General features: G+C 55.3%; 18 protein-coding genes and 1 pseudogene. 10 read left to right on the top strand and 9 right to left on the bottom strand.

What is annotated here, in order from left to right:
• Nucleotides 1-2 precede the first annotated feature (2 nt).
• From ACYAC5_RS11280 to ACYAC5_RS11270, 3 genes are all read right to left on the bottom strand, one after another.
• Nucleotides 3-1,382 (bottom strand): MFS transporter, encoded by a 1,380-nt coding sequence (locus tag ACYAC5_RS11280; RefSeq protein ID WP_110866319.1) that lies wholly within the window; start codon nt 1,380-1,382, stop codon nt 3-5.
• A 402-nt stretch (nt 1,383-1,784) separates the two neighbouring features.
• The gene (gene argS / locus ACYAC5_RS11275; protein WP_210080787.1) at nt 1,785-3,515 is read right to left on the bottom strand and encodes an arginine--tRNA ligase; all 1,731 of its coding nucleotides are present in this window, start codon (nt 3,513-3,515) and stop codon (nt 1,785-1,787) included.
• A gap of 170 nt (nt 3,516-3,685) precedes the next feature.
• A complete protein-coding gene (locus tag ACYAC5_RS11270; RefSeq protein WP_007889544.1) occupies nt 3,686-3,808 on the bottom strand; it encodes a hypothetical protein in 123 nt (40 codons plus the stop codon).
• 311 nt (nt 3,809-4,119) lie between these two features.
• On the opposite strand from ACYAC5_RS11270, the gene ACYAC5_RS11265 reads away from it, so the two are divergent.
• Nucleotides 4,120-4,680, top strand: a complete 561-nt coding sequence (locus ACYAC5_RS11265; RefSeq protein WP_462061752.1) for a VOC family protein — start codon at nt 4,120-4,122, stop codon at nt 4,678-4,680.
• On the opposite strand, the gene ACYAC5_RS11260 is transcribed toward ACYAC5_RS11265, so the two are convergent.
• Nucleotides 4,677-5,816 carry a MalY/PatB family protein gene (locus tag ACYAC5_RS11260; protein ID WP_462061750.1) on the bottom strand — a complete coding sequence of 380 codons (1,140 nt, stop codon included), beginning with the start codon at nt 5,814-5,816 and terminating at the stop codon, nt 4,677-4,679. The two genes, ACYAC5_RS11265 and ACYAC5_RS11260, sit on opposite strands and share 4 nt — an antisense overlap.
• Before the next feature lie 85 nt (nt 5,817-5,901).
• On the opposite strand from ACYAC5_RS11260, the gene cutC reads away from it, so the two are divergent.
• The 3 genes from cutC to ACYAC5_RS11245 all read left to right on the top strand — a co-directional run bounded on the left by cutC (nt 5,902) and on the right by ACYAC5_RS11245 (nt 8,485).
• Nucleotides 5,902-6,654: a copper homeostasis protein CutC gene (gene cutC, locus ACYAC5_RS11255; RefSeq protein WP_192411682.1), complete on the top strand. Its 753-nt coding sequence runs from the start codon at nt 5,902-5,904 to the stop codon at nt 6,652-6,654.
• A 169-nt stretch (nt 6,655-6,823) separates the two neighbouring features.
• Nucleotides 6,824-7,681 (top strand): hypothetical protein, encoded by an 858-nt coding sequence (locus tag ACYAC5_RS11250; protein ID WP_192234120.1) that lies wholly within the window; start codon nt 6,824-6,826, stop codon nt 7,679-7,681.
• Nucleotides 7,682-7,864: 183 nt separating this feature from the next.
• Nucleotides 7,865-8,485, top strand: coding sequence for a LysE family translocator (locus ACYAC5_RS11245; protein WP_192234118.1), 621 nt, complete (start codon nt 7,865-7,867; stop codon nt 8,483-8,485).
• 3 nt (nt 8,486-8,488) lie between these two features.
• Here ACYAC5_RS11245 and cmoB read toward each other — a convergent pair whose 3' ends face one another.
• From cmoB to ACYAC5_RS11230, 3 genes and pseudogenes are all read right to left on the bottom strand, one after another.
• Nucleotides 8,489-9,457 (bottom strand): tRNA 5-methoxyuridine(34)/uridine 5-oxyacetic acid(34) synthase CmoB, encoded by a 969-nt coding sequence (cmoB, locus tag ACYAC5_RS11240; protein WP_192411683.1) that lies wholly within the window; start codon nt 9,455-9,457, stop codon nt 8,489-8,491.
• The gene (gene cmoA / locus ACYAC5_RS11235) at nt 9,454-10,182 is read right to left on the bottom strand and encodes a carboxy-S-adenosyl-L-methionine synthase CmoA (protein ID WP_192411684.1); all 729 of its coding nucleotides are present in this window, start codon (nt 10,180-10,182) and stop codon (nt 9,454-9,456) included. The genes cmoB and cmoA overlap by 4 nt, the downstream gene beginning before the upstream one ends.
• 79 nt (nt 10,183-10,261) lie before the next feature.
• Nucleotides 10,262-11,083, bottom strand: a pseudogene (locus ACYAC5_RS11230) (DUF72 domain-containing protein).
• A 231-nt stretch (nt 11,084-11,314) separates the two neighbouring features.
• Between ACYAC5_RS11230 and aspS the strand changes: the two are divergent.
• From aspS to ruvB, 6 genes are all read left to right on the top strand, one after another.
• A complete protein-coding gene (gene aspS / locus ACYAC5_RS11225; protein ID WP_192411686.1) occupies nt 11,315-13,096 on the top strand; it encodes an aspartate--tRNA ligase in 1,782 nt (593 codons plus the stop codon).
• Nucleotides 13,096-13,527, top strand: coding sequence for a dihydroneopterin triphosphate diphosphatase (gene nudB, locus ACYAC5_RS11220; RefSeq protein WP_008110490.1), 432 nt, complete (start codon nt 13,096-13,098; stop codon nt 13,525-13,527). The genes aspS and nudB overlap by 1 nt, the downstream gene beginning before the upstream one ends.
• A 241-nt stretch (nt 13,528-13,768) precedes the next feature.
• Nucleotides 13,769-14,512, top strand: coding sequence for a YebC/PmpR family DNA-binding transcriptional regulator (locus tag ACYAC5_RS11215; RefSeq protein WP_007889557.1), 744 nt, complete (start codon nt 13,769-13,771; stop codon nt 14,510-14,512).
• Nucleotides 14,513-14,549: 37 nt separating this feature from the next.
• Entirely contained in the window at nt 14,550-15,077 is a 528-nt protein-coding gene (ruvC, locus tag ACYAC5_RS11210; protein ID WP_008110486.1) for a crossover junction endodeoxyribonuclease RuvC, read from the top strand.
• Between the two features lie 92 nt (nt 15,078-15,169).
• A complete protein-coding gene (gene ruvA, locus ACYAC5_RS11205) occupies nt 15,170-15,784 on the top strand; it encodes a Holliday junction branch migration protein RuvA (protein ID WP_007889559.1) in 615 nt (204 codons plus the stop codon).
• An 8-nt stretch (nt 15,785-15,792) separates the two neighbouring features.
• On the top strand, nt 15,793-16,797 hold the full coding sequence (ruvB, locus tag ACYAC5_RS11200) for a Holliday junction branch migration DNA helicase RuvB (RefSeq protein ID WP_007889560.1): 1,005 nt from the start codon (nt 15,793-15,795) through the stop codon (nt 16,795-16,797).
• Between the two features lie 7 nt (nt 16,798-16,804).
• On the opposite strand, the gene znuB is transcribed toward ruvB, so the two are convergent.
• Both znuB and znuC read right to left on the bottom strand, forming a co-directional pair.
• Nucleotides 16,805-17,590, bottom strand: coding sequence for a zinc ABC transporter permease subunit ZnuB (znuB, locus tag ACYAC5_RS11195; RefSeq protein WP_101764158.1), 786 nt, complete (start codon nt 17,588-17,590; stop codon nt 16,805-16,807).
• Nucleotides 17,587-18,342 carry a zinc ABC transporter ATP-binding protein ZnuC gene (gene znuC, locus ACYAC5_RS11190; protein ID WP_101764609.1) on the bottom strand — a complete coding sequence of 252 codons (756 nt, stop codon included), beginning with the start codon at nt 18,340-18,342 and terminating at the stop codon, nt 17,587-17,589. The genes znuB and znuC overlap by 4 nt, the downstream gene beginning before the upstream one ends.
• Nucleotides 18,343-18,418 lie beyond the last annotated feature (76 nt).

Genomic DNA, 18,418 nt, shown 5'->3' with positions numbered 1-18,418 from the left:
CTTCATCGATTATTGAGGGTACGCGACAGGGACGGCAGGTCGTTAAGGTCGATGCCTTTAACCTGACGGGCCACCTGTGCAGGGTGATGTCGGGTGATGGAAAGTGCCGCCAAAACTGCCGGGAGCGACAAAACGATAAAAATGGCTGTTTGCCCAGGAAACACGCCGAGCAGCACGCCGCCCAGCGACGAGCTGATAATGGCGCCGCTGCGACCAATGCCGTGCATCCAGCACACGCCGGTGGCGCGCATTTCGGTGGGATAAAAGGCCGGGGAGAAGGCCTGCAATCCGGTTTGCGCACCGTTGATGCAGACGCCAGCGAAGAACACCAGCAGCGCCAGCACATTCGGGCCAAAGCTCCAGATGCCCTGCGACACCAGGCAGAAGCTGCCCAGCAGATAGAACAGGGCGATAACATATTTCGCTTTGAAACGGTCCATCAGCCCACCCACCATCAGGCCGCCAAAGGTGCCGCCCAGCTGGAATAAGCCCGCCACAATTGCCGCACGCTCCAGCGTTACGCCGCCAGAACGCAGGATGGTTGGCAGCCAGCCGTTAAGCAGGTAGATGACAAACAGCCCCATGAAGTAGGTGAGCCATAACACCACCGTGCCGCCTGCATAGCCGCGGCTGAACAGCTGCAGCACCTGCGCTTTTTTCGGGATGATTGGCGCATTGAGTACAAAGGCGGTGCCAGCGGAGAATTCGCCGCCCAGACGTTTGAGCACGGCGGCAATCTTGTCGCGACTGACTTTGCGCACCACCATATACATCGCCGATTCCGGCAGCAGCCACAGCAGCAGCGGCAACATCAGCAGCGGCAGCAAGCCCCCTAAACCCAACACCGCTTGCCAGCCAAAGTGTGGCAGCATGCCGGCGGCAATGAATCCGCCCAACCCGGAACCGATATTAAATCCGCTGTACATCACGGTGATCATCAGGCTGCGACGGCGTTCCGGCATATATTCCGACACCAGCGTGACGCAGTTGGGCATCACCGCACCGAGACCGAGACCGGTGAGAAAACGTAACACACCCATTTCCAGCGGCGTGCGCGCGAAGGCGCTCATCAGGCTGAAGCAGGCGAAGACGGCAATCGACAGCAGCAGCACGCGTTTGCGGCCAAATTTGTCGGACCATGGACCGGCAATCAGCGCGCCAATCGCCACGCCAAACATCGCGGCACCGAGAATCGGCCCCATTTCCGCATGGCTGATGCCCCAGTCTTCAATCAGCGCGGGCGCAATGAAACCCATCGCTGCCGCGTCGTAGCCATCAAACATGATGATGATGAAGCACAGGCTGAGGGTCAGCCACTGGTATCCGGTGATCGGGCGGGCGTCGATCCAGCCTTTTACATCGATAATGTCGTGATTGCTCATAGGATACGCTCTGATTTTTTTATTAATAACGTTATCGGGTTGAGATTTTTTTCTGCCCTGACATTGGCCGGGGGCATCACTTTAACCCGATTGCAGGGGGTGAGTTTTATAGTTTTTAGCTGTTAAAACAGCTTGTTGCATGTTTTTGTGTTCTTGCTTCCATAACCAAATTAGGGATGGCGTGCGAGTTTGTCTGCCATAAAATGGTTATGAAGGTATGAGTTTTGTTTATTTGGTGAGCTGTGTCGGAAAAATGAGAAAGCGTATTGAGGCTGAAGAATGGCGGGTATTGGGCACGGCAGCAGCGCTATTCAGAGCGGGCTGAAGAACAGAATTTTGTCAGAGGGGAAAAAAGGGGGAAAGCAAGCGGAGAGCCGTTTGTGGCGCTCTCCGCCAGAGGTATTACATGCGTTCGACGGTTTTAATGCCCAGCGTATCCAGACCTTGCTTCAGCGTTTTCGCGGTTAACGCGGCCAGCTGCAGGCGGCTCTGACGAATGTTCTCGTCCTCGGCGGAGAGAATAGGGCAGTGTTCGTAGAAGCCAGAGAACTGACCGGCCAGATCGTACAGATAAGCACACATCACATGTGGCGTACCGTCGCGCGCGACCTGCGTTATCACTTCTTCGAACTGCAGCAGACGCGTAGCCAACTGCGCTTCACGCTCTTCAGTCAGCACGATGTCACCGCTCAGGCTATCGGCATCAATGCCGGCTTTACGGAACACCGACAGCACGCGCGTGTAGGCGTATTGCATGTAAGGCGCCGTGTTGCCTTCGAAGGCCAGCATGTTGTCCCAGTCGAAGATGTAATCGGTGGTGCGGCTTTTTGACAGGTCAGCGTATTTCACTGCGCCGATGCCGACCACTTCCGACAGATCTTTCAGCTCCTGCGCGGACATCTCTGGATTCTTTTCGCTGACCAACGCATGCGCGCGTTCAACCGCTTCATCCAGCAAATCGGCGAGACGAATAGTGCCGCCGCTGCGGGTTTTAAATGGACGACCATCTTTACCCAGCATCATGCCGAAGGCGTGATGCTCAAGCGGTACCGATTCCGGCACGTAACCGGCTTTACGCACGATGGTCCACGCCTGCTGCAGATGCTGGTGCTGACGGGAATCGATGTAATAGAGCACGCGATCGGCATGCAGGGTTTCGAAACGGTATTTGGCGCAGGCGATGTCGGTGGTGGTGTAGAGATAGCCGCCATCTTTCTTCTGAATGATCACGCCCATCGGTTCGCCTTCCTTGTTTTTGAACTCATCAAGGAAAACCACCGTGGCGCCTTCGCTGGTCACCGCCAGGCCTTTTTCGCGCAGATCGGCGACGATGCCCGGCAGCATGTCGTTGTACAGGCTTTCACCCATCACATCTTTGCGCGTCAGCGTCACGTTAAGGCGGTCATACACCTGCTGGTTCTGGCTCATGGTGATATCAACCAGCTTCTTCCACATGCTGCGGCAATATTCGTCGCCACCCTGCAGCTTCACCACGTAATTACGCGCGCGCTCGGCGAAGGCTTCGTCGGCATCGTAGGTCACTTTGGCTTCGCGGTAGAAAGCTTCCAGGTCAGCCAGTGCGATCTCTTCGTGATGTTCGTTCTGCTGCTTTTCCAGATAGGCAATCAGCATACCAAACTGCGTGCCCCAGTCGCCGACGTGGTTGGCGCGGATCACGTTATGGCCAAGGAACTCCAGCGTACGCACTGCGGCATCACCAATGATGGTGGAGCGGACGTGACCGACATGCATCTGCTTCGCCACGTTAGGCGCGGAGTAATCCACCACGATAGTTTGTGGCGCAACCGCACTCACGCCAAGACGCGGCAGCTGCAGCGCCTGCGCGGTTTGCGCCGCCAGCCATGCACGATCGAGGAAGATATTGATAAAACCGGGACCGGCGATTTCGACTTTGCTGGCGATGCCGTTAAGATCCAGATGCTGAATCACCTGCTCAGCCAGTTGTCGCGGTGCCTGACCGAGCTTTTTCGCTACGGCCATCATACCGTTTGCCTGGTAATCACCGAACTGTACCTTCGCAGACTGGCGAACCTGAGGTTCGCAATCGGCAGGCGCACCCGCCGCAATCATTGCCTGACTGACTTTGTCGGAAAGAAGAGCCTGAATATTCACCGCGTTACCTTCATATGCTGAAAAGGCCCGCCTGTAGGCGGCGAGCCGATGTCGTCATCCCGCAACTGCGCGGCGGGACGGAAAAATAAGAGGGGAAGTATACGTGAAATGTTAAAGTGAGTCAGCTATTCGGTATCTGATGACAGGCAACATCGGGCCCCCAGCGCCGATTAACGGCGCCGCGGGTGACGACGAGGATTTTTAACGCTTTTGTCTTCACGCACCTTCCAATGGCGGGAAATTGCAAATCCCATTAATGCAATCAGGACCGCGACAACAATGAGCATAGACATAAGGCCGTTCCTTGTAGTTGTGAAACCCAAATTTATAAGAAAGGGTATCAAGCTGCAATTGTTTGCAACCTAAATAAGAGTTATCTCATTGTATTAACTATTGTTATTAATAACAGATAGTTAGGTCACTTTCATAAAGTTACTGCTGGACCTGATTTAGCGATAAATCTGAAATGAATGGTCTATTTATGCGGTTTTTAGCCTTTTTGGCGCCTAAATCGGATGAATCCGACAATTTTGTCAAACGGAATCAACGGTTAGCAAATTTCATATTGATTAATAAACCTGAACTGAATTAGAGGTAAGGCAAGATGGAGACCCACTTTCCTGTGGAATTGGATGATTTAAAACAAGACATGGCGCGTTTTGAACAGTCGCTGATGAATTTTTCTGAACGTTTAGGCATTAACCTGGCTGAACATGAAGCCGATCACGTCGCGGTGCGCTGCCACCAGTTTGCAACGGCAGAACGCTGGAAATCTGGCTTATTGCAGATCGGCACACAGTTTTCCGAGGCAATGATCAATGGTCGCCCGATTTGCCTGTTCAAACTGCATCAGCCACTGAACCTGGCGGGCTGGCAAATTGATGTGATTGAACTGCCGTGGCCAGGCGAAAAGCTGTATCGCCACGAAGGGTGGGAACATGTAGAGATTGTACTGCGTGGAGAACCGGAAACGCTGGGCATGCGGGCGATGGCGCTACTTTCTGATGATGCGCTGACACAGCCGGGCATCTCGTTTAAAACCAGCGCGCCCAAAGGCGAGAACGAGCGGTTGCCCAATCCGACGCTGGCGGTGACGGACGGGCAAACCACCATTAAGTTTCATCCATGGCGACTGGAAGAGATTGTCGCCAGTGAGCAGGCTTAACGCCGCGCCGCGACCGCTTTTTGCAAACGCGTGACCGCCTGTTCTAGCGTGGCGCGCGTACAGCCAAAGTTGAAGCGCACGAAATTATCATCGCCAAAATCGTGGCCCGGTGAAAAACCGAGGCCGTGCTGCTCGAAATACGCCATCGGATTGGCGACATCCAGTTTGCTGGCGTCGATCCATCCCAAATAGGTCGCTTCCGGCGCGGCCATCTGCAATTCTGGCAGTGCATTCACCTGCGCCACCAGCCAGTCGCGATTGGCGCGCAGATAATCCAGCTGCGCTGCCAGCCATGCATCGCCATCGCGCCACGCCGCTTCGGCAGCTACCAACGCCAGAATATCCACGCCAGGCACGATGCCTTCACGTACGCGTTTGAACCGCGCACGCAACTCCGGATTGGGAATGATCGCCAGCGACGCGCCCAATCCGGCAATATTGAAGGTTTTCGACGGCGACAGCAGCGTGATGCTCCGCTGTGCGGCATCTTCACTTAACGCCGCAAAGGGAATGTGCTGTGCGCCGGGTGACAGCAATAAATCGCAGTGGATTTCATCGGAGCAGACGATCAAATCATGCTGCTGCGCAAACGCCAGCTGCGCTTCCAGCTCGTCACGACGATAAACCGTGCCGCCCGGATTCTGCGGATTACACAGCATCAGCAGGCGTTCATTGCCCTGCATCGCGCTATTATCCAGATTCATCACCCAGCGATCGTCTTGTAAACGCAGCGGTAAATTTACCTGTGCGCGGTCGGCCAGCTTTGCTGCACCGCGAAACGGCGGATAGATTGGCGTCGGGGAAACGGTGGATTCGCCAGACTCCGTGAATGCGCGGACCGAAAGATTCAAACCGCACACCACGCCGGGCAATAACACAATCCAGTCCGGCTCAATCTGCCAGTTGTAGCGCTGCGCTAAACGCGAAAGGGTGATATCAATCAATCCGGTTGGCGCTGAGCCATAGCCAAATACACCGTGCTCAGCGCGCTGTTTAATGGCCTCAATCACACTCGGCGGCGAACGAAAATCGCTGTCTGCGACCCAGAGCGGCAGCACATCGCGCTCACCATATTTGTGCCATTTCAAACTATCGCTGTGACGACGGTCTATCCATTGATTAAAATCGAATGCCATAGTGCGAGTTCCACGTAAACTGTCCAATTAAGTAGACTAACGGAAGCATTCATCCCGAGCCAGAAGTCATGAGAAGGAGCATGGTATGACGAAACTGGAAATTTGTTGCTACGGCATCGACTGCGCAATGACTGCGCAGCTGTCCGGTGCCGATCGCGTGGAGCTGTGCAGTGCACCGCGCGAAGGTGGGTTGACGCCTTCAGCCGGCGTGCTGGAAGCGGCACGACGTGAAATTTCGATCCCGGTACATCCTATCGTCCGTCCGCGCGGCGGCGATTTTTGCTACACCCACTTTGAGTTTGAGTCGATGAAATCGGACGTTGCGCTAATGCGTGAACTCGGTTTTCCCGGCTTAGTGATTGGCATGCTGGATGAAGATGCGCATGTCGATATTGCTCGTATGCAGCAGATTATGAAGCTGTGTGACGGCATGGACGTCACCTTCCATCGCGCCTTTGATTTATGCCACAGCCCGAAACGCTCACTTGAGGTGCTGGCTGATTTAGGCATCGCGCGGATCCTGACGTCTGGTCAGCAGCAGAGTGCCGAAGCAGGAATTGCATTATTAAGGGAACTAAATGAATACAGCACAGGTCCAATTATTATGGCCGGTGCGGGCGTACGTTTGAGCAACATCCAGAAGTTCATCGACAGTGGATTGCAGGAAGTCCACAGCTCCGCCAGCCGTTTAGTCGCTTCGCCGATGCGCTACCGTAAAGCCGGTGTTTCCATGTGCTCCGAAGCGGAAACCGATGAATTCAGTCGCTATTGCGTTGATGGTGATGTGGTTGAAGCCATGAAAAGCATGACGCAGTTGAGCGCCGTCCGGGTAGCCTGAATTCACCCCGATTTTGCCGCGCAGCACGCCAGCTCAAATGACGTGATGTTTGCAAGTACCAACCCCAGTTCTTCTAACTGGGGTTCTTTTTATCTGCAATTCCCGCGGAGATAGCGTGATCGCGTAAATGATGCTTTGATTACTCTATGGCTTCGTACGGATAACCTTCATGAAATCCATCCCTTATACCGTTTTAATGCTGCTACTCCCGTACTGCGGCGTCGCGCTGGCGGTCAGCACCGCGTGTCCGCCGATGAGCAAAAACATCACCAGCAGCAACAACTGGATCATGCTGGGCGGCGATGCCAAAGGCGCGGTGCGTCAGGTGGTGGCGGGCGAATTTGGCAAAGATGTGAACTCGCAAAAGCGCGTACTCGGCCAGTTTGATCAGTGCGGCGATTTGATGGTGGCCGATATCTCCTACGACAAAAATGAAGGCAATGTTCTATTGACGATGGAACAGCATATCGCCCGCGTTCAACGCGGCTGGGTGGCGGAATATGCCTACATGGTTAAAGTGATCAAAGCTGGGCAAGAGGAAGTGGTCGACAACCGCCAGGGCACCATCAGCTGGCAAATCGGCCAGCATGGCAACATCATCAGCTCATCCGATAAATTCACCAGCATGGGCAAAGATGGCTTTACCGATACCACTTATCGCTATGACAAACAGTTCAGAGTGGAAAAAAGCGTGGCGCGCGGCAGCGATAATATGACCAACGGCGAAAGCAGCTGGCGCTGGAATCCACAAGGATTGGTAACCCTATCCACCAGCGCGCGCAGCAAAGATACTTATAGCTATGATAACCAGTGGCGGGAACTGCGTTTGAACAGCACCGCGACCACGCCAGTCAGCACGCTGCGCTCGGTGGATGAGTGTCAGCTGTGGGATGAAGTGGGCAACTGCACGCTCAGTTATCTGCATGAAACCGAAGTGTTCGCCAAAGGCACCATTGAACGCCATCTCAGCTCCGCTTATAAATACCAATACTGGAACGCACCCAACGAAACCGCCGCACAAGATTAAAGCAAAACGAACAAAACCCACAAAACCCACAAAACCCACATAAAGGCTGGAAACAAGGGCCGCGAAGTAAAGCTTCCGCCGCATGGATGCGGCGGCAGAGTCCACAGGGAAGTGTCCACGACGCCTTTACGCAGCGGCCCTTGTTTTCAGCCTGAAACGCACCGGAGCAATTGAGAACATCGCATGACACTAATTTTATCTTTCCTCTTCGCCATCACCATCCTCACACTCACGCCCGGTTTTGATACTGCATTAGTGTTGCGTTCCGCCGCCGCGCAAGGCTGGAAACGTGCCTGGGCTACGGCATTTGGCGTTACGCTGGGTTGTCTGGTGTGGGGCGTTGCGGTGGGTTTAGGCTTGGGCGCGCTGCTGCTGGCCTCGGAAATGGCGTATAACCTGCTGAAATGGATCGGTGCGGCCTATCTGCTCTATCTCGGTGTCAAATTACTCATCAACCCACGCACCCAAGCGGAAGAAGGGCAGCACGCGCAGAGTAAAGAGCAAAGTTATGTTGCCTGCTTCACGCGCGGACTCTTTGGTAACCTGTTAAATCCTAAAGTCGGCGTATTCTACGTTACCTTTCTGCCGCAGTTTATTCCGGCGGGCGCGTCGGTGCCGCTGTGGTGTACGCTGATGGCGCTCACGCACATGGTGATTGGTTTGGTGTGGAATGCGGTGCTAATTGGCAGCAGCCAATACTTTGCGGCGCATCTGCGTCGCCCAGCGGTGCTGAAAGTGATGGATCGCCTGACGGGCTGCGTGTTTATTGGCTTCGCCGCGAAGCTGGCGCTATCGCGGCGTTAAACATTACGGCTTGCGCGCGACTAGCACGGCGCGCAGCGGGGCGGGATAACCTTCCACGGTTTTGGTGCTGTCGTTAGGATCAAGAAACTCAGCCAGCGACTCGCTGGTCATCCAGCTGGTGCGACGCTGCTCTTCCACGGACGTCACCGCGTAATCCGCGATGCGCACATCGACAAATCCGCACTTCTCCAGCCAGCTCTTGAGCGCTGCGGCAGAAGGGATAAAGTAGACGTTACGCATCTGCGCGTAACGCTCACCCGGCACCAACACCGCGTTTTCATCACCTTCAATCACCAGCGTCTCCAGCACCAGCTCGCCGTCACTGACTAACTGATTTTTCAGCTGCATCAAGTGGTCGAGCGGCGAACGGCGGTGATAAAGCACGCCCATGGAAAACACGGTATCAAACGCTTGTAACGCCGGCAGTTGCTCAATGCCCAGCGGCAGCAAATGCGCCCGACGATCGTCACCCAACAGCTTACGCACCGCTTCGAACTGACACAAAAACAGCTGCATTGGATCGATGCCGACCACCAGCTTCGCGCCCGCGCCAATCATGCGCCACATGTGATAGCCGCTACCGCAGCCGACATCCAGCACCGTGCGATGCTGCAACGGCGAAATGTGCGGCAACACGCGATCCCATTTCCAGTCGGAACGCCATTCGGTATCGATCTCGGTACCGTACAGCGAATAAGGACCTTTGCGCCACGGCATCAAATTGCGTAACAGATTCTCAATGCCCAGACGCTGACGATTGGTCAGATCCTCAACATCGGCGCTCACGCTATGCAACAAATCCAGCTTCTGCGGCGTCAGCAGCGGCAGATAATCAACTGACTTCTCCCAGTCGCGGAACTTACCGTGCAAATTTTCACGCTGCCAGGCGGCGACTTGCGCCGGTAACACTTCCAGCCAACTGGCGAGCGGGCCGGTGGCAATCTGCTGATAAAAACGGCCAAACTCAATCATTTCAACGCCACCAACGAACCAAAGTTAAAGCACTGGAACCACAACTCCGCATGTTTGAAACCGGCGGTTTTCAGGCGCGCTTTGTGCGCTTCAACGCTATCGGTCAGCATCACGTTCTCCAGCATGCTGCGTTTCTGGCTGATCTCCAGCTCGCTGTAACCGTTAGCGCGTTTGAAATCGTGATGCATGTTAAACAGCAAGTCGCCGACATCGGCATCTTCAAAACTGAACTTCTCCGACAACACCAGCGCGCCGCCCGGATTTAATCCGTCAACAATCTTCTTCAGCAGTTCGAGGCGTGCCGGTGGCTCAAGGAATTGCAGGGTAAAGTTCAGCACCACCAATGAGGCGTTCTCAATGTGGATGTCCTGAATATCTGCTTCGATCACCTGCACCGGCGTATCCGCGCGGAAGGCGTCGATATGGCGACGGCAGCGCTCCACCATCGCCGGTGAATTATCCACGGCAATAATCTGGCAGCCCGGCACATGAATATTGCGGCGCACCGACAGCGTGGCGGCACCCAGTGAACAGCCGAGATCGTAAACCTGGCTATTCGGCTGAACGAAGCGTTCCGCCAGCATGCCAATCATCGAAATGATGTTGGAATAACCCGGCACCGAGCGCTGAATCATATCGGGAAAAACTTCAGCTACGCGCTCGTCAAAGGTCCAGTCGCCCAGCTTATCGATGGGCGCGGAAAATAGCGTATCGCGATCAGACATAATGAAAAGGTCCGGAGAGAAAACGGAAAGGGCGCTATTTTGGCAGAAACGCGGGCAGGCTGCACCCTTTGCGTTGCGTCTAGAACAGGCTCGATTGCTGCGGCCAGTCGGGCAGATCGCGTAAGGTTGGTTCCAGCTGCTGCAACTGTGGCCACAACGCCTGAAGCAGCGGAAACACCTCGCCCATATCCGGCGTATGGATAAACAGCAGCGGATCGCTATCACGCTGCCACGCTTGCAGCTTGCTGTGCCATGGCTGAAACAGCGGCACGCTCTCCGCCACGCTATCACTGCCAATGAAACGCACCATCGGTTGCGCACCGGTACGCACCACATGCAGCGGTACACGCGGCTTTTGCGATCGGGCGTGCACCGCTGCGGCCGACTGTGAGGTGGAGGCATGCACCGGACGACTATCCAGCATCACCCGATTAATTTGACGCTCCAGCAAACCGCGATTCAGCGCGCGTTCAGCATCTCCTTTGGCGAAAAATGCCTGATGCCGCACCTCGACGCCATAGCGGAAATTGCGCGGCAAACTATCGAGAAAAGACCACAAATCGCCGAGCTGAGCCGGTGAAAACGCCGCCGGCAGCTGCAGCCATTATTGACCGATGCGCGTGCTGAGCGGATCGAACAGGCGGAAAAACTCATTCAGCAACCCATCACAGTCGCGCAGCGCCGCTTTATGGCTGATGCTTTCGGGAAACTTGAAGCAGAAACGGAAATCGTCGTGCGTCATGTCGCGCCAGCGCAGCACCACTTCCGGCTTTGGCAGCGCATACAATGTGGTATTGCCTTCCACACAACCAAACAGCTGCGCGTAGTCGGCTAAGGTCTCAATACCGAACTGTTTCCATTGCGGGTGCTGCCATTGCGGTAATCCAAGACGAAGTGTCAACGCGAACTCCTGAATCCTTTAGGGCGGGAAAGGGCGGCTTAATGTAACCTGTTTTGATGTCGGCAGGAAAAACAGCGCGATAAAGCATAATGTTTTGTCCGCTTTGATCGGGCTCCACTTATCCTGCCTGGGTTTTTCCATTATAATAGCCGCCTTTTTTGCGACAGCATCTCAGAAGGTTACGCGGCCTGATGCTGTCTGGCAGCAGCGGCGAAGTTAAAAGGATACGTTATGCGTACAGAATATTGCGGACAGCTCAATCTGTCTCACGTGGGTCAGCAAGTCACTCTCTGCGGCTGGGTAAATCGCCGTCGCGATCTGGGTAGCCTGATTTTTATCGATATGCGTGACCGTGAAGGTATCGCGCAGGTGTTCTTTGATGCCGATCGTCAGGACGCTTTCCAGCTGGCATCTGAGCTGCGTAACGAATTCTGTATCCAGATCACCGGCACCGTGCGTGCACGTGACGAAAAGAACAAAAACAGCGATATGGCGACCGGCGAAGTGGAAGTGTTTGCCCACGAGCTGAATATCATCAACCGCGCTGAACCGCTGCCGCTGGACTCTAACCAGGTCAACAGCGAAGAAGCGCGCCTGACCTATCGTTACCTGGACCTGCGTCGTCCGGAAATGGCGCAGCGTTTGAAAACCCGCGCTAAAATTACCAGCTTCGTGCGTCGCTTTATGGACGACCAGGGTTTCCTCGATATCGAAACGCCGATGCTGACCAAAGCCACGCCTGAAGGCGCGCGTGACTATCTGGTGCCAAGCCGCGTGCATAAAGGCAAGTTCTACGCGCTGCCGCAGTCGCCACAGCTGTTCAAACAGCTGCTGATGATGTCGGGTTTTGACCGCTACTATCAGATCGTTAAGTGTTTCCGTGACGAAGATCTGCGTGCCGATCGTCAGCCAGAATTCACCCAGATCGACGTGGAGACCTCTTTCATGACCGCAGAGCAGGTGCGTGAAAAGATGGAACGTCTGATTCGTGAACTGTGGATCGATATCAAAGGCGTGGATCTCGGTGACTTCCCGCAGATGACTTTTGCGGAAGCGATGAACCGTTACGGCTCAGATAAGCCAGACCTGCGTAACCCAATGGAGCTGGTCGACGTTGCCGATCTGCTGAAAAACGTAGAATTCCAGGTGTTTGCTGGCCCAGCCAATGATGCCAAAGGCCGCGTGGCTGCCCTGCGCGTACCGGGCGGTGCAGCGCTGACGCGTAAGCAAATTGATGAGTATGGCGAATTTGTCAAAATCTATGGCGCCAAAGGTTTGGCGTGGATGAAGATCAACGAACGCGCGAAAGGCTTCGAAGGCGTACAGAGCCCGGTTGCCAAGTTCCTCAGCGCAGAAATCGTTGAAGACATTCTCAACCGTACTGGCGCCCAAGATGGCGACCTGATCTTCTTCGGTGCGGACCGCGCCAAAGTGGTGGCGGATGCGCTGGGTGCGCTGCGTCTGAAAGTGGGTCGCGATCTGCAGATTACTGATGACAAAGCCTGGGCGCCGCTGTGGGTGATCGACTTCCCAATGTTTGAGGAAGATGAAGAGGGCGGCCTGGCAGCGATGCACCATCCGTTCACGTCGCCGAAAGACTTGAGCGCGGAACAGCTGGCAACCGATCCGGTACTAGCGGTAGCGAATGCCTACGATATGGTGATTAACGGCTACGAAGTGGGTGGCGGTTCCGTACGTATTCATAATGGTAAAATGCAGCAGACGGTATTCAGCATCCTCGGCATTACCGAAGAAGAGCAGCGTGAGAAGTTTGGCTTCCTGCTCGACGCACTGAAATACGGTACGCCGCCGCACGCCGGCCTGGCGTTCGGCCTGGATCGTCTGACCATGCTGTTGACCGGCACCGATAACATCCGTGATGTGATCGCGTTCCCGAAAACGACCGCCGCCGCATGCATGATGACCGAAGCCCCAAGCGAAGCGAATCCCGCTGCGTTGCTGGACCTCGGCATTTTGGTGGCACCGAAGAAAGAAAAAACAGAGAACAAATAATGGGCTTTAAACATCCGGTTTCGGTGCTGGTGGTGATTTTTGCCCGCGATACCGGCCGGGTGTTAATGCTGCAGCGACGTGATGACGACAGCTTCTGGCAATCGGTCACTGGCAGCCTGGAAGCGGGCGAAACCCCGCGCCAGGCAGCTCAGCGCGAAGTGTTAGAAGAACTCGCCATCGATATTGCGCACGAAAAGCTAGTGCTGGACGATTGCCACAAGCAAATCGAGTTTGAGATCTTCCCGCACTATCGTCATCGTTACGCACCGGGCACCACGCACAATCGCGAACACTGGTTCAGGTTGGCTATACCCGCAGAACGCGACCTGCTGCTCACCGAGCATCTCGCCGCGCGCTGGCTCGAACCCGCCGCTGCTGCTGCCCTCACCAAGTCCTGGAGTAACCGCCAGGCGATTGAAGAATTTATCTGAATGCTTGCCGCCGCGCGTTTTTCCGGTGGCGAATGCATTAAGTTTTATGAATCTGGTGAGTTTTCAATGAACGCACCGAACAATATCGAACAGTCAGGCGTAATCGGCGCCGCGAGGTTGTTCACCGCCAGCGCACAGCAACCGGAGCGTACTTATGTACGTGAGGATTGCGAGCACTGCCGGGGGACAAGATCGCAAGTAAGATAGCCTGCACCCAGTAAAAGATCGGAGAATATGTAAGATGGCTGGACACAGTAAATGGGCGAATACTAAGCATCGTAAAGCTGCTCAGGACGCTAAGCGCGGTAAAATCTTCACCAAAATCATTCGTGAGCTGGTCACCGCCGCGAAACTGGGCGGTGGCGATGCGGGTTCTAATCCACGTCTGCGCGCAGCGATGGACAAAGCGCTGTCTAACAACATGACGCGCGACACCATGAACCGTGCCATCGCACGCGGCGTGGGCGGTGAAGATGATTCCAACATGGAAACCATCATTTATGAAGGTTACGGCCCGGGCGGCTCAGCAGTGATGATTGAGTGCCTGAGCGACAACCGCAACCGTACCGTGGGCGAAGTGCGTCATGCCTTCACCAAAACCGGCGGCAACCTCGGTACCGACGGTTCGGTTTCTTACCTGTTCAGCAAGAAGGGCGTAATCTCCTTCGCGCCAGGTCAGGACGAAGATGCGGTGATGGAAGCGGCGCTGGAAGCAGGTGCAGAAGACGTTGTGGCCTATGACGACGGCGCGATTGATGTCTTTACCGCGTGGGAAGAGATGGGTGCGGTGCGTGATGCGCTGGAAGCGGGCGGTCTGAAAGCCGACTCGGCTGAAGTCTCGATGATCCCTTCCACTAAAGCCGAAATGGATGCCGAAACCGCGCCGAAACTGCTGCGCCTGATCGACATGCTGGAAGACTGTGACGACGTGCAGGAAGTTTACCATAACGGTGAAATCTCTGATGAGATCGCAGAAACGCTGTAATGGCGTTGCTTAAAACCCCACTCACCGGAGACGCGCCGTGGCGATAATTCTCGGGATCGATCCCGGCTCGCGCGTCACCGGTTACGGTGTTATTCGCCAAACCGGCCGCCAGCTTACCTATTTGGGCAGCGGCTGTATCCGCACCAGCGTCACCGATCTGCCGACGCGCCTCAAACTGATCTACGCGGGCGTCAGCGAAATTATCACCCAGTTCTCACCCGACTATTTCGCCATCGAGCAGGTATTTATGGCCAAGAATGCGGACTCAGCGCTGAAGCTGGGCCAGGCGCGCGGTGCGGCGATTGTCGCGGCGGTGAATCATGATTTGCCGGTGTTTGAATATGCGGCGCGCCAGGTGAAGCAAACCGTTACCGGTACCGGCGGCGCAGAGAAAAGTCAGGTGCAGCATATGGTACGAACCTTGCTAAAACTGCCAGCCAATCCGCAGGCGGATGCCGCCGATGCGCTGGCCATCGCCATTACGCATTGCCATATGAGCCAAAACGCGGCGCGTATCAGCGATACGAAACTGGTGATGACGCGCGGACGTATGCGATCGGGTTAGCGGAAACGAAACGCAGTATGAGGCTGGATATTCATCCAGCCTTTTTTATGGTATATAAACAGGCTTACTTATCAGATTAAGGAATTGCTCAGGTGATTGGTCGTTTACGAGGCAACATTCTGGAAAAACAGCCGCCGCTGGTGTTGATTGAGGCGCACGGTGTCGGTTATGAAGTGCACATGCCAATGACCTGCTTTTACGAGCTGCCGGAGATCAATCAGGAAGCGATTATCTTTACGCAGTTTGTGGTACGCGAAGATGCGCAACTGCTGTTCGGTTTCAATAACAAGCAGGAACGCACGCTGTTCCGCGAGCTGGTGAAGGTGAATGGCGTTGGGCCAAAACTGGCGCTGGCAATTCTGTCTGGCATGTCAGCCCAGCAGTTCGTGACCGCCGTTGAGCGACAAGAGATTGCCTCGCTGATCAAACTGCCGGGCGTGGGTAAAAAAACCGCCGAGCGTTTGATTGTGGAGATGAAAGACCGCTTTATCGGCATGCACGGCGATCTGTTTGGTGGTGATTCAACCTTTACGTTGACCACGCCATCCGCTGCACAAGACAATAACGATGCTGAAGCCGAAGCGGTTTCAGCGCTGGTGGCTCTGGGCTATAAACCGCAGGAAGCCAGCCGTATGATCAGCAAAGTCGGTAAACCGGATGCGGATTGCGAAACCCTGATTCGTGAAGCCCTGCGCGCAGCTATTTGAGGTAAAGCATGATTGAAGCCGATCGTCTGGTCTCGGGCAGTTCCTTTAATGAAGAAGAAACGCTCGACCGTGCCATTCGTCCCAAGCTGCTCACGGAATATGTTGGCCAGCCGCAGGTGCGCGAGCAAATGGAGATTTTCATCCAGGCTGCGAAACTGCGTGGCGATGCACTCGATCATCTGCTGATTTTCGGCCCGCCGGGACTGGGTAAAACCACGCTGGCTAACATCGTCGCTAACGAAATGGGTGTCAATCTGCGCACCACGTCCGGCCCGGTGCTGGAAAAAGCCGGCGATCTGGCGGCGATGCTCACTAACCTCGAACCGCATGATGTGCTGTTTATTGATGAGATCCATCGACTGTCGCCAGTGGTGGAAGAAGTGCTGTATCCAGCGATGGAAGATTATCAGCTGGATATCATGATTGGTGAAGGTCCGGCAGCGCGTTCGATTAAGCTCGATCTGCCGCCGTTTACCCTGATTGGTGCCACGACGCGCGCCGGTTCTTTAACTTCGCCGCTGCGCGACCGTTTCGGCATCGTGCAGCGCCTTGAGTTCTATAACGTGCCCGATCTGCAGCATATCGTGGGTCGTAGCGCGGCCTGTCTTGGCCTGGCGCTGAGCGAAGAGGGCGCGCTGGAGATAGCGCGTCGTGCACGCGGAACGCCGCGTATCGCTAACCGCCTGCTGCGCCGCGTGCGTGACTTTGCGGAAGTGCGCGCCAACGGCAATCTGAGCGGCGAAGTATCAGCCAGCGCGCTAGATATGCTTAACGTCGACAGTCAGGGTTTTGATTATATGGACCGCAAACTGCTGCTGGCGATTATCGATAAGTTCTCGGGTGGTCCGGTTGGCTTAGATAACCTGGCAGCGGCGATTGGCGAAGAGCGGGAAACTATTGAGGATGTGATTGAACCCTTCCTGATCCAGCAAGGATTCATTCAACGCACGCCGCGTGGCCGGATGGCCACGCAGCATGCTTACAAACACTTTGGTATCAGTCGCGAAGAGTAAACCGGCGTTATGCCGCCGGTTTTTTTGCCATGCTAATGATGAACAATACTGCCGCGCATAACACCACTGAAGGACCGGCTGGCGTATCGTAGCTGGCGGAGAAGGTCAGTCCACCGGTCACTGCGATAATACCGGCAATTACCGCAAAACCGGCCATCTGTTCCGGCGAGCGCGAGAAGCGACGTGCCGTCGCCGCCGGGATAATCAGCAACGACGTAATAATCAAAGCACCGACAAACTTCATCGCTACGCCGATGGTTAATGCGGTGACCAGCATCAACATCAAACGCGTGCGCTGAATGTTAACGCCATCCACCTGCGCCAGCTCCGGGCTAATGGTCATCGACAACAGCGAATTCCACTGCCACGCCATCACCGCCAGTACAATCGCCACGCCGCCGCCCATCATCCACAAATCATCGGGCGTCACCGCCAGCAGATCGCCAAACAGGTAAGCCATCAGATCGACACGCACGCCTTGCATCAGACTGACGACCACTAAACCCAGCGACAGCGCACTGTGCGCCATAATGCCGAGCAGCGTATCAATAGCCAGATGCGGGCGTCGCTCCAGCCACACCAATCCCAACGCCAGACACACGGTCACCAAAATCACCGCATAGTAAGGATTCACGTTGAGCAGCAAACCAAACGCCACGCCCAGTAAGGACGCATGCGCGAGCGTATCGCCGAAGTAAGACATGCGGCGCCAAACCACAAACGAGCCAAGTGGACCGGCCGCCAGCGCCAGCAACACGCCGCCCAGCCAGCCAGGTAATAACAGTTCAATCATGACGGGCCATTTCCTTTGCGCAGAACAATGCGTCCCTGTAAATCGTGACGGTGATTATGATGATGACGATAAATCGCCAGCTGCTGTGCGCCGCGTGGGCCGAACATCGCAATAAACTCGGGATGTTGTGACACCGCTTCCGGCGTGCCGGAACAGCAGATGTGATGGTTGAGACACAGCACTTCGTCGGTTTTCGCCATCACCAGATGCAGGTCGTGAGAAACCATCAGCACACCGCAGTTCAGTTCGCGGCGCAGCTGATCGATCAAATCGTACAGCGCGACCTGGCCGTTGACATCAACGCCTTGTGTCGGCTCATCCAGTACCAAAAGCTGCGGTTCATTGAGTAATGCACGCGCCAGCAAAACACGTTGTGTCTCACCGCCAGAGAGTTTTTGCAGCGTTGCATGCAGCAGGTGCCCGGCCTGCACGCGCTTGAGCGCCGGCAAAATGGCATCGCGTTTGGTGCCGCGCGACAGGCGCATAAAGCGTTCCACGGTGATCGGCAACGTTGGGTCGATGTGCAGTTTTTGCGGCACGTAGCCGATACGCAAATCAGCGGCGCGCTTGACGCTGCCGCTGGTGGGTTTCAGTAGCCCCAACACTGCGCGAACCAGCGTGGATTTACCGGCGCCGTTCGGGCCGAGCAGGGTGAGAATTTTCCCCGGCTCAAGTGCGAGGCTAATACCTGCAAGCACCGGACGCTGGGAGAACTTCACAGAAATGTTTTCAAGGGTAACAAGTGGCGACATGTTATTTACGGGTTGCATTGAATTTCGAATGTTATAATATCACATTCCATCAACGGGTCACGATGGAATGACGTAT

The sequence above is a fragment of the Pantoea sp. y20 genome, from assembly GCF_054903455.1.
Note: the sequence above shows the minus strand (reverse complement) of the source record. Positions and strands in the feature narration are given on the sequence as shown.

Excerpts from the sequence above, each read along its gene's own strand:
- ACYAC5_RS11280 (WP_110866319.1), bottom strand. The coding sequence starts at position 1,382 with ATGAGCAATCACGACATTATCGATGTAAAAGGCTGGATCGACGCCCGC.
- ACYAC5_RS11270 (WP_007889544.1), bottom strand. The coding sequence starts at position 3,808 with ATGTCTATGCTCATTGTTGTCGCGGTCCTGATTGCATTAATGGGATTT.
- ACYAC5_RS11265 (WP_462061752.1), top strand. The coding sequence starts at position 4,120 with ATGGAGACCCACTTTCCTGTGGAATTGGATGATTTAAAACAAGACATG.
- ACYAC5_RS11260 (WP_462061750.1), bottom strand. The coding sequence starts at position 5,816 with ATGGCATTCGATTTTAATCAATGGATAGACCGTCGTCACAGCGATAGT.
- cutC (WP_192411682.1), top strand. The coding sequence starts at position 5,902 with ATGACGAAACTGGAAATTTGTTGCTACGGCATCGACTGCGCAATGACT.
- ACYAC5_RS11250 (WP_192234120.1), top strand. The coding sequence starts at position 6,824 with ATGAAATCCATCCCTTATACCGTTTTAATGCTGCTACTCCCGTACTGC.
- ACYAC5_RS11245 (WP_192234118.1), top strand. The coding sequence starts at position 7,865 with ATGACACTAATTTTATCTTTCCTCTTCGCCATCACCATCCTCACACTC.
- cmoB (WP_192411683.1), bottom strand. The coding sequence starts at position 9,457 with ATGATTGAGTTTGGCCGTTTTTATCAGCAGATTGCCACCGGCCCGCTC.
- cmoA (WP_192411684.1), bottom strand. The coding sequence starts at position 10,182 with ATGTCTGATCGCGATACGCTATTTTCCGCGCCCATCGATAAGCTGGGC.
- aspS (WP_192411686.1), top strand. The coding sequence starts at position 11,315 with ATGCGTACAGAATATTGCGGACAGCTCAATCTGTCTCACGTGGGTCAG.
- nudB (WP_008110490.1), top strand. The coding sequence starts at position 13,096 with ATGGGCTTTAAACATCCGGTTTCGGTGCTGGTGGTGATTTTTGCCCGC.
- ACYAC5_RS11215 (WP_007889557.1), top strand. The coding sequence starts at position 13,769 with ATGGCTGGACACAGTAAATGGGCGAATACTAAGCATCGTAAAGCTGCT.
- ruvB (WP_007889560.1), top strand. The coding sequence starts at position 15,793 with ATGATTGAAGCCGATCGTCTGGTCTCGGGCAGTTCCTTTAATGAAGAA.
- znuB (WP_101764158.1), bottom strand. The coding sequence starts at position 17,590 with ATGATTGAACTGTTATTACCTGGCTGGCTGGGCGGCGTGTTGCTGGCG.
- znuC (WP_101764609.1), bottom strand. The coding sequence starts at position 18,342 with ATGTCGCCACTTGTTACCCTTGAAAACATTTCTGTGAAGTTCTCCCAG.